We start from the raw sequence: 16,916 nt of genomic DNA, 5'->3' as shown, positions 1-16,916 counted from the left end.
CGCTCGGATGCGGCTACGTTCACCGTCAACTCGGGATCCCCAGGTCCCCTGTCGTCACACGAAAGGCCCACGCATGCTCTCCGGGAATGGTCGACACCGCCGCCCCCGCCAGGCTCCCGCCCTCTTCGTCGCGGCAGGGGTGACAGGATCGGCGATCGCCATCCCGCTGCTCGGCGCGGGTGCCGCGTCGGCCGCCGACGCCGGTACCTGGGACCGGGTCGCGAACTGTGAGACCGGCGGAATGTGGAGCGCCGACCTCGGCAACGGCTTCTACGGCGGGCTGCAGCTTTCCCAGGAGGCCTGGGAGCGGCACGGCGGCACGGCGTACGCGCCGCGGCCCGACCTGGCGAGCCGCTCGCAGCAGATCGCGGTCGCCGAGAAGGTGCTCGCCGCGGAAGGCCCGTCGGCGTGGGAGAGCTGTGCCGCGGTCACCGGGCTGATCAAGGACTCGTCCTCGCCCCGGGTCGACCCCGGCGCCACGGGCCGGACGCTGGGCTCCCAGGGCGATGACGACGAGGTGGACGCACCCTCCTTCGGTGACGGTGCGGACGCGGTGAGGGCGGAGCCCCAGGCTTCCCCGTCGTCCGGCGGGGAGCAGCCGGGGCAGAACTCGTCCACGGGTGCCGAAGGGCAGACGATGCGCGAGGCGTCCAAGCCGGCCGGATCCCCGGCGCAGGACGCGCAGGGCAAGCAGGACGCGGACGCGTCCGATTCGGCCGACTCCTCCCAGGGTGTGAGCAACGGCACCGAGGCCGGTTCCGGCAAGCGCCGCGGCACCCCCGCAGAGGAGGGTAAGGCGGGCAATTCGGGCGATGAGTATGAATCCGGTCGTCATGCCTCACGGGGTGACGGATCGACACGGGATGCCGCCGGTGCGGTGGATGAGTACATCGTCCGCTCCGGCGACAGCCTCTCCTTGATCGCGGACGCGCACGAGGTGCCCGGCGGCTGGGTCGCGCTCTACAAGGCGAACGAGGATGTCGTCGGCTCTAACGCCAACTTCATCACTCCTGGCCAGAGCCTCGATCTCACCCCGGAGCAGGGGCAGTTGACGAAGCGGTAAGGGTGCTTATGTCCACTTCTGTGCAAGTGAGACATGAGTCTCTTCCGGTCAACTGACCCCGGATGCCCGCCAAGTAGGGCCATCCCACCTCTCACCTGCGAAAACGGACATCAGGCCCCGTCAGATATGGGTGATTTCTCCCCGATGTTCCTCCTTTGAACATCGGGGAGAGGTGTGTTTACGGTCTGACCGCTCGCCATCGCGGGCCCCGTCGACCGTCACGCCGAATCCTGCCGTCGGTCGTAGGGAACAGCCGTCGCGTCAAGCGCCGTAGGCAGGAGCGGGGGACCCAAGGTAAGTGCCGCAACGGCCCGATGAGCCCGATGAGGGTGGGCGGGAGCGGCTTGGGGTGAAGCCGCGCGCTAGGTCGCGCGGCCGGGCAACTCGTCTTCCGGTTCCGTCGGATGCCCAGTCCGACCGGAACGGGGGACACCCCATCGGCCCGAACCCGACAGCTCACCTCGCAGGCGTCGGTGAGGGGATAACTCCATGCTGCTTTCCGGCAAGGGCAAGCACCGCCGCCCGTCCGCGCGCACCGCCCGTATCGCCACCTACGCCGCCGGCGTCACCGGTGCCGCCATCGCCGCGCCGCTCATGATCTCGGGGACCGCCTCCGCCGCGACCGCCTCCGAGTGGGACGCCGTCGCCCAGTGCGAGTCCGGTGGCGACTGGTCGATCAACACCGGCAACGGCTTCTACGGCGGCCTGCAGTTCTCGGCCTCCACCTGGGCCGCCTTCGGCGGTACCGCCTTCGCCTCCACCGCCGACAAGGCCAGCAAGAGCCAGCAGATACAGATCGCCGAGAAGGTCCTGGCCGGCCAGGGCAAGGGCGCGTGGCCGCACTGCGGCGTGAACCTGTCCCGCGCCGCGTACACCGGTGGCGCCGCCGAGGCCGCTCCGAAGCCCGCCAAGACCAAGGCTGCCCCGAAGGCGAAGCCCGCCGCTCCGGCCCCGAAGCGCGCCGAGGCCCCGACCACCCGCTCCGAGCGTCCCGCCGCCCCGGTGAAGAAGGGCGACGGCGAGTACAAGGTGAAGTCCGGCGACACCCTGAGCCAGATCGCCGAGAAGCACAAGGTCAAGGGCGGCTGGCAGAGGCTGTTCGACCTCAACAAGGACATCGTCGACGACGCCGATGTGATCTACCCCGGTCAGCTGCTCCACCTGCGCTGACCCACCCCGCTCCGGGGCCCCCGCCCAGGGGACTCCCCGCCCCGGAACCAGGGAGATCCAGAGGGAACATCCCGGGTCTCTCCGCGGGCCGTCGCCCGGTGGACCCGGCGGACCACCGGGCGGCACACCCGCCCCTTCGCAGCACACCCGTCCCCCCGGAAACCCCGGCCCGGTGCAACTTCTCCGTAGTCCTTCGGGCACGGGAGGTTGCCCCGGGTCGGGGTTTCTGCCGCTTTGGCTTCCTTTTTCGTCCCACGGGCCGGGCAGCGGCCGGCCGATCCCCCCGGTCCGGTTAGGCTCATGTCGCAAGGCCGAAGCGACCCTGCACCGACCCCGCGCCGCACCTGTACCGCAGGTGCTTCGCATACGTCACTTTCAGCGCCACATCCCAGAAGGAGATGCTCGTGCCGTCCATCGACGTCGTCGTAGCCCGGGAAATCCTGGACTCCCGAGGCAACCCCACGGTCGAGGTCGAGGTCGGCCTCGACGACGGCAGCACCGGCCGTGCTGCTGTTCCCTCCGGTGCCTCCACCGGTGCGTTCGAGGCCATTGAGCTCCGTGACGGAGACCAGAACCGCTACATGGGCAAGGGCGTCGAGAAGGCCGTCCTCGCCGTGATCGAGCAGATCGGCCCGGAGCTCGTCGGATACGACGCCACCGAGCAGCGCCTGATCGACCAGGCGATGTTCGACCTGGACGCCACCGACAACAAGGCATCGCTCGGTGCCAACGCCATCCTCGGTGTCTCGCTGGCCGTCGCCCACGCCGCGTCCGAGGCCTCCGACCTCCCCCTCTTCCGCTACCTGGGCGGTCCGAACGCGCACCTGCTCCCGGTGCCGATGATGAACATCCTGAACGGCGGCTCGCACGCCGACTCCAACGTGGACATCCAGGAGTTCATGATCGCCCCGATCGGTGCGGAGTCCTTCTCCGAGGCCCTGCGCTGGGGCACCGAGGTCTACCACACCCTGAAGAAGGTGCTGAAGGAGCGCGGCCTGTCCACCGGTCTCGGTGACGAGGGCGGCTTCGCGCCGAACCTGGACTCCAACCGCGAGGCCCTCGACCTCATCCTCGAGGCCGTCAAGCAGGCCGGTTACGCGCCCGGCAAGGACATCGCCCTCGCGCTCGACGTGGCCGCCTCCGAGTTCCACAAGGACGGCGCGTACGTCTTCGAGGGCAAGGAGCGCTCCGCCGCCGAGATGACCGAGTACTACGCGGAGCTCGTCGACGCGTACCCGCTCGTCTCCATCGAGGACCCGCTGTTCGAGGACGACTGGGCCGGCTGGAAGATCATCACCGAGAAGCTCGGCAGCAAGGTGCAGCTGGTCGGCGACGACCTGTTCGTCACCAACCCGGAGCGTCTCGCCCGTGGCATCGAGGAGGGCGCCGCCAACGCCCTGCTGGTCAAGGTCAACCAGATCGGTTCGCTGACCGAGACCCTGGACGCCGTCGAGCTGGCCCAGCGCAACGGCTTCAAGTGCATGATGTCCCACCGCTCCGGCGAGACCGAGGACGTCACCATCGCCGACCTGGCCGTCGCCACCAACTGCGGCCAGATCAAGACGGGTGCCCCGGCCCGTTCCGAGCGCGTGGCCAAGTACAACCAGCTGCTGCGCATCGAGGAGATCCTCGACGACGCCGCGGTGTACGCGGGCCGCAGCGCCTTCCCGCGCTTCAAGGGCTGACGCCCGAAGCGCCGGACGATTCGGCGACCGCGGGCTGACGCCCGCTTCCGTACGTCCCCGCACCCGGTCCCGTACCGTGTGCGGGGACGTCGGCACATAGTGGGCACATAAAAGGGGAGGGGCGCACATGGCCCGGGACCGGTTCTCCACCGCGACCCGGCTGCGACTGCTCGGCGAGCAGACCGCCGCCCGGGTCTACCGCTCGCAGACGCGCCGCCAGGCCCGCCGTTCCCGGCTCACCGGGCGCGCGGCCTTCCTCGCGCTGGTGGTCTGCTCGATGATCGTCGCCCTCGCCTATCCGACGCGGCAGTACGTGTCGCAGCGCAACGAGGTCGCCGAGCAGCGGCGGCTGGCCGAAGCGGCCCGCGAGCGGGTGGAGCGGCTGCGGGACGAGAAGGCGCGGCTCGGGGACGACGCGTACGTCCGGCGGCTGGCCCGCGAGCATCTGCACATGGTCCTGCCGGGTGAGACCGGCTACATCATGATCGACCCCAGGACCGGTGAGCAGACCCGTGCCCGGCACGACGGTGTCGGCCGTCCCTGGTACGCGAACGTCTGGGACGACGTCGACCACGCCGACGCGGGACGCTAGTGCTGTGGCCGCACGGCCGCACCGGCGAAGAAGCCACGAACGAGAACGAGCGAAGAGACAGACGCATCCATGGACACGCCTCCTCCGACCACCGAGCACACCCCGCCCACCGAGGCGGACATCGCCGCGTTCCGGGACCAGCTCGGCCGCCCGCCGCGCGGTCTGCGCGCGATCGCGCACCGCTGCCCCTGCGGCAACCCGGACGTGGTCGAGACGGCCCCGCGCCTCGAGGACGGCACACCGTTCCCGACGCTGTACTACCTGACCTGCCCGCGTGCGGCCTCGGCGATCGGCACGCTGGAGGCGAACGGTGTCATGAAGGAGATGACCGAGCGCCTGACGACCGACCCCGAGCTCGCCGCGGCCTACCGCGCCGCGCACGAGGACTACATCGCGCGCCGTGACGCCATCGAGGAGCTGAAGGGCTTCCCGAGCGCGGGCGGCATGCCGGACCGGGTGAAGTGCCTGCACGTGCTGGTCGGCCACTCCCTGGCGGCGGGCCCGGGAGTGAACCCGCTCGGGGACGAGGCGATCGCGATGCTGCCGGAGTGGTGGGCGAAGGGCCCCTGCGTCACCCCGTGCGCGGACGAGACCCCCGGGGAGAGCGAGTGACCCGCGTCGCCGCCGTCGACTGCGGTACCAACTCCATCCGGCTGCTCGTCGCCGACGCCGACCCGGCGACCGGCGAACTGGTGGAGCTCGACCGCCGGATGACCATCGTGCGCCTCGGACAGGGCGTCGACCGCACCGGCCGGCTGGCCCCCGAGGCACTGGAGCGCACGTTCGCCGCGTGCCGTGAGTACGCCGGGGTCATCGAGGAGCTCGGGGCCACGAAGGTGCGCTTCGTGGCGACCTCCGCCTCGCGTGACGCCGAGAACCGCGAGGACTTCGTGCGCGGTGTCGTCGGCATCCTGGGTGTGGAGCCCGAGGTGATCAGCGGGGACCAGGAGGCCGAGTTCTCCTTCACCGGCGCCACCAGGGAACTGCCGGGACACGAGGAGCGCCTGGTGGTGGACATCGGCGGCGGCTCCACCGAGTTCGTGGTCGGGCACTCCCGGGTCGAGGCCGCCCGTTCCGTGGACATCGGCTGCGTACGACTGACGGAGCGGCATGTCCGCAGCGATCCGCCGACCGCCGACGAGGTCGCCGCGATGCGGGCCGACATCGGGGCCGCGCTGGACCTCGCCGAGCGGACCGTGCCGATCCGCGACGCACGGACCCTGGTGGGGCTGGCCGGTTCGGTGACCACGGTCGCCGCGATCGCGCTCGGACTCGGGGCGTACGACCCGACCGTCATCCACCACTGCCGGATCTCCCGTGAGCAGGTCGCCGACGTGACCCGCACCCTGCTCTCCGCCACGCACGACGAGCGCGCCGCGATCCCCGTGATCCACCCCGGGCGGGTGGATGTGATCGCCGCCGGGGCGATGGTGCTGCTGGAGATCATGGAGCGCACCGGCATCGGTGAGGTCGTGGTGAGCGAGCACGACATCCTGGACGGAATCGCCTGGTCCATCGCCTGACGCGGCCCCGTTCCGGCCTCTGGGACGGGGCACCGAAAGAAACTTCGTGAAGTTCTTCACAAGGAAATGGGTCCGCTGGGCCGTCGAAAGTGCCCGTCGACGGTCCTCCGGGCCTGTTTTTCTGCCCAACTCCGCCTGTCCGCCCACGGTCCGACAGGCATCCGTGGCATGACGTCCGCCGGGACCAAGGCAGTGGTTCACCGTCCGGTACCGGCCGTGGGTCCAGCTCAGGAGGCTGTTGCAACGTTCCCGGGTACGTGGTGGTTCCCCGTCCCCTTCATGACCTCGGTCACGTGGGCGGCGGAGTGTAGCAGAAGGTCGGCACGTGCTTGTGAAGGGGCTCACGAGCGACCCCACCAAGCGGGGTGGATACTCGATGGCATGAGCACCACGGAGCGTCCCAGGATCCTCGTAGTAGGCGGTGGGTACGTAGGCCTGTACGCAGCTCGTCGCATTCTGAAGAAGATGCGGTACGGGGAGGCGACCGTCACGGTCGTCGACCCGCGGTCGTACATGACGTACCAGCCCTTCCTTCCCGAAGCCGCCGCAGGCAGCATCTCGCCCCGGCACGTCGTCGTCCCGCTGCGACGCGTGCTGCCGAAGGCCGAGGTACTGACCGGCCGCGTCACCACCATCGACCAGGACCGCAAGGTCGCCACGGTCGCGCCGCTCGTGGGCGAGGCCTACGAGCTGCCGTTCGACTACCTGGTGATCGCGCTCGGCGCGGTCTCCCGCACCTTCCCGATCCCCGGCCTCGCCGAGCAGGGCATCGGCATGAAGGGCGTCGAGGAGGCCATAGGTCTGCGCAACCACGTCCTCGAGCAGCTCGACAAGGCCGACTCCACCACGGACGAGGACGTCCGCCGCAAGGCGCTGACGTTCGTCTTCGTGGGCGGTGGCTTCGCCGGTGCCGAGACCATCGGCGAGGTCGAGGACCTGGCCCGCGACGCGGTGAAGTACTACCGGAGCATCAAGCGCGAGGACATGCGCTTCATCCTGGTCGACGCCGCCGACAAGATCCTTCCGGAGGTCGGGCCCAAGCTCGGCAAGTACGGCAAGGAGCACCTCGAGGGCCGGGGTATCGAGATCTACCTCAACACCTCGATGGAGTCCTGCGTCGACGGCCACGTGGTGCTGAAGAACGGCCTCGAGGCCGACTCCAACACCATCGTGTGGACCGCCGGTGTGAAGCCGAACCCGGCGCTCTCCCGCTACGGCCTGCCGCTCGGCCCGCGCGGTCACGTGGACACCCAGCCGACCCTCCAGGTCCAGGGCACCGACTACATCTGGGCCGCCGGCGACAACGCCCAGGTCCCGGACCTCGCCTCGCGCAAGGCCGGTGTCGAGAACGCCTGGTGCCCGCCGAACGCCCAGCACGCCCTGCGTCAGGCGAAGGCCCTCGGCGACAACGTCATCTCCGGTATGCGGGGCTTCCCGCAGAAGGAGTACAGCCACGCCAACAAGGGTGCGGTCGCCGGTCTCGGCCTGCACAAGGGCGTCGCGATGATCGTCATGGGCAAGGTGAAGATCAAGCTCCGCGGCCGTCTCGCCTGGTACATGCACCGTGGCTACCACGGCATGGCGATGCCGACCTGGAACCGCAAGATCCGCGTCTTCGCCGACTGGACGCTCGCGATGTTCCTCAAGCGCGAGGTCGTCTCGCTCGGCGCCATCGAGACGCCGCGTGAGGAGTTCTACGAGGCCGCCAAGCCCGCTCCGGCCCCGGCCGCCGCCGCTGCCGCGGCCGCCCCGGCGAAGGCCAAGGCGTCCTGACCGGCTGAACCGTACAGCCCGCACGTCCCGAAGGGGCCGTCCGCCATCCGTGGTGCGGACGGCCCCTTCGGCGTTCCCGCACGGGCTGAGCGCTCCTGCGGAGGCCGGACGCGTGCCGGGGCCGAAAGCGGCCCGGGCCCAAAACGTTCCCGTCCTGGCAGGAATCCTTCCCGCTCGGGCTGAAAGATGGCGAAGACACCTATTTTGCCGTCCATTTGCGCGCTCAGGGGACTGCGCCAGGACGCCGACGGTGTTTACGTGGTGTTGGGCATTTCCGGAAACCGTCATACGGAGGTGTGCGCCATGGCCGATGCCGCTTCGCGGCTCACCACTCTTGCCGAGAACCTGCTGGGGGCGCCGCCCCCGGTCCGTATCCGTGCATGGGACGGGAGCGAGGCCGGACCCCCCGGCGCGCCCGTCCTCGTCATCCGGCACCGGCGCGCCCTGCGCAGGCTGATCTGGAAGCCGGGCGAACTCGGCCTGGCCCGGGGCTGGGTGGCCGGGGAGATCGACGTGGAGGGAGACCTGTACGAGGTCCTGGACGGGCTCTCGGCGCTGATCTGGGAACACGACGAGCCCCGTGGCCGCCGGCAGCGCGTTCTGCAGCGCGCACAGGCGCTGCGCGACCCGCGTCCGGCCGCCGCCCTCGGGGACCTGCTGAAGTTGGCCGGCCCGCGCGTCTGGCTGCCCCCGCCCCCGCCCGCCGAGGAGGTCCGCAGGCGCAGCGGCCCCCTGCACACCAGGAACCGCGACCGGCAGGCGATCAGCCACCACTACGACGTGGGCAACGACTTCTACGAGCGGGTGCTCGGGCCCTCGATGGTGTACTCGTGCGCGTACTGGCGGGACGGAGGCACCCTCGAAGACGCCCAGCGCGACAAGCTCGACCTGATCTGCCGCAAGCTGGCGCTGCGGGAGGGCGAGCGGCTGCTGGACGTGGGCTGCGGCTGGGGCTCGATGGCGATCCACGCGGCCCGGGAGTACGGCGTCCAGGTCACCGGCGTCACGCTCTCGCGCGAGCAGGCCGCGTACGCCCGCAAGCGCGTCGCCCAGGAGGGGCTGACCGACCGCGTCGACATCCGTGTCCAGGACTACCGGGACGTCAGGGACGGCCCCTACGACGCGATCTCGTCCATCGGTATGGCCGAGCACGTCGGCACGACCCGCTACCGGGAGTACGCGGAGGCGCTGCACGGGCTGCTGAAGCCCGGCGGGCGGCTGCTGAACCACCAGATCGCCCGCCGTCCCGAGAAGGACGAAGCGGCCTACCAGGTGGACGACTTCATCGACGCCTATGTCTTCCCCGACGGGGAGCTGGCACCTGTCGGCACCACCCTGTCGATCCTGGAGGGCGCCGGCTTCGAGGCGCGGGACGTGGAGTCGATCCGCGAGCACTACGCCCGCACCCTGCGGATCTGGGTGGCCAACCTCGAGTCGGCCTGGCCGGACGCGGTACGGCTCACCTCGCCGGGCCGCGCCCGGGTCTGGCGGCTTTACATGGCCGCGTGCGCACTGGCCTTCGAGCACAACAGGATCGGGGTCAACCAGATCCTGGCGGTGAAGACCCCGGAGGGCGGCTCCTCCGGGCTGCCGCTGCGCCCGCGTGAGTGGACCGAGTCCGTGCCCCGCCGGGAGTGACGTACGCACGTCGGCCGGGATCCGCGCCGGCGGACGCACGAGGGCCGGGCCTCCCGTACGGGAGGCCCGGCCCTGCGTGTACCCGTGGGGGGTGGCTATGAGGCCTTGATGGCGTTCAGCATGTTGAGCTTCGCGGCGTTGCGCGCCGGCCACAGCGCGGCGAGCACACCCACCAGTCCGGCGAGCGCCATGAAGATCGCGATCCGGCCCCAGGGCAGCACCAGCTCGTAGCCCGGCATCTTGTCCGCGAAGGACTCGCCGATCGCCCAGCCGAGGAACGCCCCGAGGACGACGCCCATCGCCGCGCCGAAGAGCGAGATGACCACTGCCTCCAGACGGACCATGCGCTTGACCCTGCGGCGGTCCAGTCCGATCGCGCGCAGCATGCCGATCTCCTGCTGGCGTTCGAAGACGGACATCGCCAGCGTGTTGACCACACCCAGCACCGCGATGATCAGCGCCATCGCCAGCAGGCCGTAGAGGATGTTCAGCATGATGTTGATCTCGCCACCGAACTGGTCGCGGATGTCCTTCTGATCCATCACCCTGATCGCGGGGTTGCCGCCGAGGGCGTCGGCCAGGGCCTTCCTGCCCGCCTCGGACTCACCACCGGCCATCTTCACGTAGATCTCCGGGATGTACGGCTTGGGATCGTGGGCCTTCGCGATCTTCTCGTCGATGAGCACGCCGGAGAGCGTGTCGCTGCCCTTGTAGACGGCGCCGACCTTCAGCGTGTCCTTCTTCTGGTCCGCGTAGGTGGCCTGGATGCTGTCGCCGAGCTTCCAGCCCTGCTCCTTGGCCGTCCCCTCGGTGATCGCGACCTCGCCCTTCGCGAGCGTGTCCAGGCTGCCGCCGACGACCGTGACATTCAGGACCTTCTCGAAGTCGCCGGGCGTGACCCCGGAGGCTCCGACATACGTCTCCCCGCCCTTGCCGGTCTGGAAGTTGAAGAGGTGCCTCGGTGAGATCGCCGAGACGCCCGGGGCCTTCTCCAGCGCGCTCAGCGCGGACGTGTCCAGGCTGCCGCCGTTTGCCATCATGACCAGGTAGTCGGCCTTGATGCGGTCCGTGGTCGTCTTCGCGATCGCCGTGCTGGCCGAGACACCCAGGACCGAAAGACCGGTCACCAGGGTGAGCCCGATCGCGAGCGCCGAGGCGGTGGCGCCGGTGCGGCGCGGGTTGCGGACCGCGTTCTGCCCGGCCAGCTTGCCGGCCACCCCGAAGACGCCCACGAGCAGCGGTCGTGCGAGTGCGATGACGGGCCGGGACAGCATCGGGATCAGGATGATCAAACCGAGCAGGGCGAGGAACGCGCCCCCGGCGATGAGCTGCCGGCCGCTCTCGCCCGCGGACCCCGCACCCATCACGATGAGGACGGAGCCGACCGCGGCGAAGACCGATCCGATGGAGTTGCGCAGCACCAGGGACTTGGTGGTGGCAACGGCGTGGACGCTGTTCATCGCCGCCACCGGCGGGATCTTGGCGGCCCTGCGGCCGGGCAGCCAGGCGGCGAGCATGGTGATGAGGACACCGACGGAGAGCGCGGCGATCACCGGGGACGCCCCGATGACGAGCGGTCCGGCCGGAATCTTCAGCTCGAAGGCGGCCATTCCGGAGCGCAGTCCGGCGGCCAGGCCGATACCGATCAGGAGACCGACCACGGCGGCGACAAGACCGACCAGGGCGGCCTCCAGCAGCACCGAGCGGGTGATCTGCTTGCGGGACGCGCCGACGGCGCGCATCAGCGCGATCTCCCTGGTGCGCTGGGCGACCAGCATCGTGAAGGTGTTGGAGATCAGGAAGATGCCGACGAACAGAGCGATGCCGGCGAAGCCGAGCAGCATCTGCTTCAGGGTGTCCATGCTCTTCTCGATCTGCGCCGCCTGATTCCGCGCCAGGTCCTGGCCGGTGCCGGCCTCGGCCGCCTCCGGCAGCAGCGGCTTGACCGCGTCCAGGATCGCGGCGTCGTCGGCGCCCGGGGCGGCGGAGACGGTGACCTGGGTGAAGAAGCCGGGCTTGAGGTACAGCTTCTGGGCGACCTCGGTTTCGAAGAGCACGAGGCTGCCGCCGGCGTTCACGGCGCCGTCGGCGGTGGTGAAGACACCGCTGAGGGTGTACTCCTTCACCGGCCCGTTCGTCGCGACCCGGACCCGGTCGCCGGCCTTGTATCCGCCCTTGTCCGCGGATGTCTTGTCCAGGGCGATCTGACCATCCTTCGCCGGGGCCGAGCCGTCGGTGAAGGTGTAGGCGGGGTCCTTGCCGTCCTTGCCGGGGGCGAAGTTGGCGCCGGTGTTGGCCCAGCCGGCGCCGATCAGCTCGCCGTCGGGTCCTGCGACCCCGGCGAAGCCGCTGACACGGCCGTACGCGGCGGCGACACCGTCCAGCTTGCCGATCCCGTCAAGTGTCTTCTGGGAGATGGCGGATGTCTCGGCGTCCGCCGCATCGGCGTACGTCGTGACGGCCACGGCGACGTTGTCGTAGCTCTTGGCCGTCTCTTTGCGGAAGGCGTTGGAGAGGGTGTCGGCGAAGACCAGGGTGCCGGAGACGAACGCCACGCCGAGCATCACGGCGAGTACGGTCATCAGCAGCCTGGCCTTGTGCGCGAGCACATTGCGCAAGGCGGTACGGAACATGGTGGTGTCAGTCCTGGGGAGAGGGCCGGAAGTCTTGGGTGCGGCCGCGGGCCGGCCGCGCTTGCGCGGCAGCCGCGATGCGGTTCGCGGGCCGGCTGTGATTGCGGATCAGCCGGCGGGGTTCGCGGGTCAGCTGGTCCGGCCCTTGGCGTCGAAGGCCTTCATCCGGTCGAGTACGGCGTCGGCGGTCGGGGAGAGTATCTCGTCCACGATCCGTCCGTCGGCGAGGAAGATGACGCGGTCCGCGTAGGAGGCGGCGACCGGGTCGTGGGTCACGATGACGACCGTCTGCCCCAGTTCCCGTACCGAGTTGCGCAGGAAGCTCAGGATCTCCGCGCCTGAGCGCGAGTCCAGGTTTCCGGTCGGCTCGTCACCGAAGATGATCTCGGGCCGGGACGCGAGGGCGCGGGCGACCGCGACGCGCTGCTGCTGGCCGCCGGAGAGCTGGGACGGGCGGTGGTTGAGCCGCTCGGACAGCCCGATCAGGTCGACGATCTGCTGCAGCCACTGCTTGTCGGGCTTGCGTCCGGCGATGTCCATCGGCAGCGTGATGTTCTCCAGCGCGGTCAGGGTCGGCAGCAGGTTGAAAGCCTGGAAGATGAAGCCGATCTTGTCCCGGCGTAGTTGGGTGAGCTGCTTGTCCTTGAGCGAGCCGAGTTCCGTCTCGCCGATGCGCACGGAGCCGCTGCTGAAGCTGTCCAGCCCGGCGACGCAGTGCATCAGTGTGGACTTGCCGGAGCCGGACGGGCCCATGATCGCGGTGAACCGGCCCTGTCCGAAGTCCACGGAGACCCGGTCGAGGGCGACCACCTGGGTCTCGCCCTGTCCGTAGACCTTGGACAGATCCATGGCACGGGCGGCTACCGCGGTGGCGCGGTAGGCGGTGGGGGTGGTGGTCACGAGAGTGCTCTCCTGTCACGGGGTCTTCGAGGGACCACACCATCGTGCTGTGCGCCACCCTGCCGGATCGTCAGTCCCGGTGCCCGTTCCGGGGACGTTCTTTCGTCTGACGCGGGACCCGGCCGTAGTCCTTCGGTATGACGCACGGGTATGACGGCGACCTCCCGGTGCGCCTCTGGGTCCTGAGCGCAGTCGGACGGCGACTTTCCGTCATTCCCGCAGGGAGCGTCCGGGGGGCGTGAGCCGGGTCGAGCCGGGCGAAGACTGCCGAATATGCGGTCTGACGCTCTCTCAGACGTCAATAAAATAAGACAACATCGCACGGGCGGGCCGCTGTTGGGGGGAGCCGTCCGGATAGTCTCGTGAGCCGACGCGGAGCCGCGTGCAAGGCCCGGATGGTGGAATGCAGACACGGCGAGCTTAAACCTCGCTGGCCTTCGGGCCGTGCCGGTTCGAGTCCGGCTCCGGGCACTGTCACCAGCCCTCGAGCGGTCCGCGTGGTGTCAAGAATCGTTGAATGATTAATACTTGACGCCCTCTTGTCCGTTTCTCCCGTTAACGCGTTGAGGGCGAATATTCACAACGCCCCCACAACTCACATCGCCCCCATGAATTCCCTTTCGCCTCAGGAGTCACACGCGTTACAGCGGAGGCGGCGGCGTGAGGGCTCGGTGAATGGGGATCGGCGCGGCGGTGTCACCGGTGAGGGGGCGACCGCGGCCCGGATCATATAGGGCGATGTGGGGCATATCTGGCGTGTGGTCGGGCGGAGGTGAGGGTACGGAGGGGCGCGCCCCCTCTCGAGCCGATGGCGCGCCGTCACCGGGATTGACGTCGAGCGAACGTTCGAGTGCCGTGGGTCCATTCGTGGAGCGGCGGGTGCCCGGGGTGGAGGATGCCCGGGGTGCGGAGGGCGCTGCGCGCCCGCAGGCGGCGGGCTCGGCGGCCGGCGAACGGGCGGGCCGCACGGGTGACCGGCTCGTTACGATCCAGGAAAGATCCTCCTTCAGCACTAGGCGGACCTCTTTGCCCCCGCATTACTCTTGTGGCAAGGCCGCGCAAGGTGGCCATGGAGGAGTGAGATGAGGAGCAGCAACCCGGTCTTCTCGCGACGGGGGTTCAGCCGCGACAACGGCTACGCGGGCTTCAACGCCGCGCCGCAGGCCGGGGGCCCCGTCGCCGGAAACCCGTACGCCCAGGGCACCGGAAACCCGTACGCCACCAACCCCTACGCGCCCGCGGACGCCCAGCTGGGTGCCCCGCCGCAGGCGCCCGCCCGTACGAACGTGATGACGATCGACGACGTCGTGGCGCGCACCGCCATGACGCTCGGCACGGTCGTGCTCACCGCGATCCTGTCGTGGGTGCTCCTGCCCGTCGACCCGGCCAACATCGGTAAGTCGTACGGCATCGCCGTCGGCGCCGCGCTGGTCGCCTTCGTGCTGGCGCTCGTCCAGTCGTTCAAGCGCAAGGCGTCGCCCGCGCTGATCCTGGCCTACGCGGCCTTCGAGGGTGTCTTCCTCGGCGTGATCTCCAGCGCCGTGTCCACCTACATCGCGAACGGCGTCGTCGCCCAGGCCGTGCTCGGCACGATGGCGGTCTTCGCCGGTGTGCTGATCGCGTACAAGATGCGCTGGATCCGCGTCACCCGCCGTTTCTACGGCTTCGTGATGGCGGCCGCGCTGGGCTTCATGCTGCTGATGGTGGTCAACCTGCTGTTCGCCGTCATCGGCGGCGGTGACGGCCTCGGCTTCCGCAGCGGCGGCCTCGGCATCCTCTTCGGCGTCATCGGCATCATCCTCGGCGCCTGCTTCCTCGCCCTGGACTTCAAGCAGGTCGAGGACGGCATCACCTACGGCGCTCCGCGCGAGGAGTCCTGGCTGGCGGCCTTCGGCCTCACCATGACCCTGGTGTGGATCTACCTGGAGATGCTGCGTCTGCTGTCGATCCTGCAGGGCGACGACTGACGCGACCGCCGCGCATGACGCCCCCCCCGCGGGAGTCCATGAGCGAACCGAAGGGCCCGTCCGGCAAACGCCGGGCGGGCCCTTCTCGTTGTGGTCGCCGGGTGCGTGGCTCGGGGGCGCCGGATCCGGTCCGGACGATCGTGTCCGGACGCCCGGACGCGGCACTAGAGCAGCTTGCGCGCCGCGCGCCTCAGGTCGTACTCGTGGATGATCGCTTTCGCGTGCCCGTAGGCGAGATTGTGCTCGCCGCGGAGCCAGCTGACCTTCTCCTCGAAGCGGAAGAGCGCAGGGCCTTCCTCCACGGTGCGCAGCCAGTCGGCCACTTCACGACCGGTGCAGTGAGGGATGCGGGAGAGCAGATTGCGGTGGGTCTCTTCGGAGAAGACTTGGGACATCGGCGCCTCCGGACGCTTTGCGCGTGTGGTCCTTCACGTCACCGTGCCTGAGTGTTCGCCCATTGGCAACAGTGCTGCACCGGCGCATAGGGTCGCGTTGTGCTGGATACGACACCTCTGACCGCCGCCGTGGAGCGGATCGCCGACCGGCTGCGCGCCGCCCCGCAGAGCCGGCTGCAACGCGGTGCGGCGGCCGAAGGGCTGGCGCTGGCCAGGGAGTTGGCACTGCGGGCCCAGCGGATCGAGGCCCCGGACGAACCGCCGATGATCATGCCCGACGCGGGCCTGTTCGCCGTCGCCGACCAACTGGTGGTGGCGGGCACGGATCTGGCCGAGTCCTTGCGTACGACGACGACGACGTCGCAGCAGCAGCTGGACGAGGCCGTGCGCTGTGTGGAGGAGTCGGGGGTGCGCCTGCGGGCGCTGCTCTAGGTCCGGTAGCGAGAAAACGGCCGGCACCGAGAAAACGGCCGGCACCGAGAAAACGGCCGGCACCGAGAAAACCGGCGCCGCGTCGAGGCGGCGCCGTCACGGCTGCGGGGGTCCCGTGGGGGTGCGGAGGGCCGCGGCACCGGTGGCCGCGGCGGCCGGATCAGGATCAGAGGGATGCGATGACGCGGTCCGCGAGGATGTAGACGCTCTCGTCGGAGCCGCAGGAGAAGGTCAGGGCGTAGGCGCCCGAGACACCGGAGCCGCCCAGCAGGAACGGCGTCCGTCCGCTGCGCAGCGCATCGGCCAGCCGCTCCGCCGTCTCCCGGTGGCCGGGGGTGATGCAGAGCGTCGTGCCGTCCGCGAAGACGTACACATCGAGGGTGCCGAGCGGTCCCGGGCGTACGTCGGCGAGGGCGGTGCCGGTCTCGGCGAGCTCCTCGAGGCGGGCCACGGTGCGTTCGTGATCGGTGACCACCGGGGTCTGGACCGGCACGAAGTCGGGGTGCGAGGGGTGCCTGCGGCGGGCGGCGGCGAGTTCGGGGGAGTCCTCGGCGAACTCGGCAGGGGGTTCCCCGAACCCGGGAAGTTCGGCGAGGCCGTCGAGCGCCTCGACCGCCTCGAGGTTCATCGCCTCGAGCCCGGCGAAGTCGGCCTGGCGCGGGATGAACAGCGGGGGGACGTCCTCTCCGAGGCCGCCGCACCCACCGAGCACCGTCGGGGCTTCGGCGGCGTCGCGGGCCTCCTGCGCGGCCCAGAAGGCGCGCGCCTCCGCCAGCTCGCGCTCGCGCTCCTCGGCCAGGGCCTCGGCGACGGCGGCGCGTATCTCGTCGGCGGGGGCGGTGCGGGCCTGCGGCACCGCGGCGGACCGGCCGGGACCGCTGCCGTGCACGGCAGCCAGTTCGGTACGCAGGGCCGTGACCTGTTTGCGCAGCCCGTGAGCGGCGTACAGGGCGGCGGTGCCCACGGCCGTGGCGGATGCCGCGGTCAGCATGAGGGCGAGGGACATGGCGCTCACTGACGTACTCCCGGATTCAGAGGGTTCCCCGACCGACTTACTACATCAGCTTGTCGTGAGCTGATGGCCTGTGTCAGTGCAATACGTCACGAATTGGACCAGGCGGACAGGGATTGAGCGTGGATCCTGC

The 16,916-nt window shown here is 69.9% G+C and carries 14 protein-coding genes, 1 tRNA gene and 1 riboswitch; of the genes, 11 read left to right on the top strand and 4 right to left on the bottom strand.

From position 1 onward, the window contains the following. Nucleotides 1-73: 73 nt before the first annotated feature. The 8 genes from ACTWOL_RS15300 to ACTWOL_RS15265 all read left to right on the top strand — a co-directional run bounded on the left by ACTWOL_RS15300 (nt 74) and on the right by ACTWOL_RS15265 (nt 9,444). Complete coding sequence (locus ACTWOL_RS15300; RefSeq protein ID WP_474297250.1) at nt 74-1,063, top strand: transglycosylase family protein; 990 nt, start codon at nt 74-76, stop codon at nt 1,061-1,063. A 256-nt stretch (nt 1,064-1,319) separates the two neighbouring features. After that, nucleotides 1,320-1,548: riboswitch (cyclic di-AMP (ydaO/yuaA leader) on the top strand. A gap of 4 nt (nt 1,549-1,552) precedes the next feature. After that, nucleotides 1,553-2,233, top strand: coding sequence for a transglycosylase family protein (locus tag ACTWOL_RS15295; RefSeq protein WP_474297249.1), 681 nt, complete (start codon nt 1,553-1,555; stop codon nt 2,231-2,233). Between the two features lie 404 nt (nt 2,234-2,637). Further along, nucleotides 2,638-3,918, top strand: a complete 1,281-nt coding sequence (gene eno / locus ACTWOL_RS15290) for a phosphopyruvate hydratase (protein ID WP_474297248.1) — start codon at nt 2,638-2,640, stop codon at nt 3,916-3,918. A 127-nt stretch (nt 3,919-4,045) separates the two neighbouring features. Next, a complete protein-coding gene (locus ACTWOL_RS15285; protein ID WP_474297247.1) occupies nt 4,046-4,510 on the top strand; it encodes an FtsB family cell division protein in 465 nt (154 codons plus the stop codon). A gap of 69 nt (nt 4,511-4,579) precedes the next feature. Then, nucleotides 4,580-5,122 (top strand): DUF501 domain-containing protein, encoded by a 543-nt coding sequence (locus tag ACTWOL_RS15280; RefSeq protein ID WP_474297246.1) that lies wholly within the window; start codon nt 4,580-4,582, stop codon nt 5,120-5,122. Then, nucleotides 5,119-6,033 (top strand): Ppx/GppA phosphatase family protein, encoded by a 915-nt coding sequence (locus ACTWOL_RS15275; RefSeq protein ID WP_474297245.1) that lies wholly within the window; start codon nt 5,119-5,121, stop codon nt 6,031-6,033. The genes ACTWOL_RS15280 and ACTWOL_RS15275 overlap by 4 nt, the downstream gene beginning before the upstream one ends. A gap of 381 nt (nt 6,034-6,414) precedes the next feature. Next, a complete protein-coding gene (locus ACTWOL_RS15270) occupies nt 6,415-7,806 on the top strand; it encodes an NAD(P)/FAD-dependent oxidoreductase (RefSeq protein WP_474297244.1) in 1,392 nt (463 codons plus the stop codon). A gap of 303 nt (nt 7,807-8,109) precedes the next feature. Then, nucleotides 8,110-9,444: a class I SAM-dependent methyltransferase gene (locus ACTWOL_RS15265; RefSeq protein WP_474297243.1), complete on the top strand. Its 1,335-nt coding sequence runs from the start codon at nt 8,110-8,112 to the stop codon at nt 9,442-9,444. 95 nt (nt 9,445-9,539) lie between these two features. Here the strand turns inward: ACTWOL_RS15265 and ACTWOL_RS15260 are convergent, their stop codons facing one another. Beyond that, nucleotides 9,540-12,077 (bottom strand): ABC transporter permease, encoded by a 2,538-nt coding sequence (locus tag ACTWOL_RS15260; protein WP_474297242.1) that lies wholly within the window; start codon nt 12,075-12,077, stop codon nt 9,540-9,542. Between the two features lie 129 nt (nt 12,078-12,206). After that, nucleotides 12,207-12,926 carry an ABC transporter ATP-binding protein gene (locus ACTWOL_RS15255; RefSeq protein ID WP_474301171.1) on the bottom strand — a complete coding sequence of 240 codons (720 nt, stop codon included), beginning with the start codon at nt 12,924-12,926 and terminating at the stop codon, nt 12,207-12,209. Between the two features lie 440 nt (nt 12,927-13,366). On the opposite strand from ACTWOL_RS15255, the gene ACTWOL_RS15250 reads away from it, so the two are divergent. Both ACTWOL_RS15250 and ACTWOL_RS15245 read left to right on the top strand, forming a co-directional pair. Then, nucleotides 13,367-13,448 (top strand) — tRNA-Leu (locus ACTWOL_RS15250). Nucleotides 13,449-14,059: 611 nt separating this feature from the next. Next, nucleotides 14,060-14,944 (top strand): Bax inhibitor-1/YccA family protein, encoded by an 885-nt coding sequence (locus tag ACTWOL_RS15245; protein ID WP_474297241.1) that lies wholly within the window; start codon nt 14,060-14,062, stop codon nt 14,942-14,944. Nucleotides 14,945-15,108: 164 nt separating this feature from the next. Here ACTWOL_RS15245 and ACTWOL_RS15240 read toward each other — a convergent pair whose 3' ends face one another. Next, nucleotides 15,109-15,339 carry a DUF4287 domain-containing protein gene (locus ACTWOL_RS15240; RefSeq protein WP_351227871.1) on the bottom strand — a complete coding sequence of 77 codons (231 nt, stop codon included), beginning with the start codon at nt 15,337-15,339 and terminating at the stop codon, nt 15,109-15,111. A gap of 99 nt (nt 15,340-15,438) precedes the next feature. Between ACTWOL_RS15240 and ACTWOL_RS15235 the strand changes: the two genes are divergently transcribed. Continuing rightward, on the top strand, nt 15,439-15,771 hold the full coding sequence (locus tag ACTWOL_RS15235) for a hypothetical protein (protein ID WP_474297240.1): 333 nt from the start codon (nt 15,439-15,441) through the stop codon (nt 15,769-15,771). Nucleotides 15,772-15,937: 166 nt separating this feature from the next. Here the strand turns inward: ACTWOL_RS15235 and ACTWOL_RS15230 are convergent, their stop codons facing one another. After that, nucleotides 15,938-16,786 (bottom strand): hypothetical protein, encoded by an 849-nt coding sequence (locus ACTWOL_RS15230; RefSeq protein ID WP_474297239.1) that lies wholly within the window; start codon nt 16,784-16,786, stop codon nt 15,938-15,940. Nucleotides 16,787-16,916: the final 130 nt, after the last annotated feature.

Source organism: Micromonospora sp. IBHARD003 (assembly GCF_056106285.1).
Note: the sequence above shows the minus strand (reverse complement) of the source record. Positions and strands in the feature narration are given on the sequence as shown.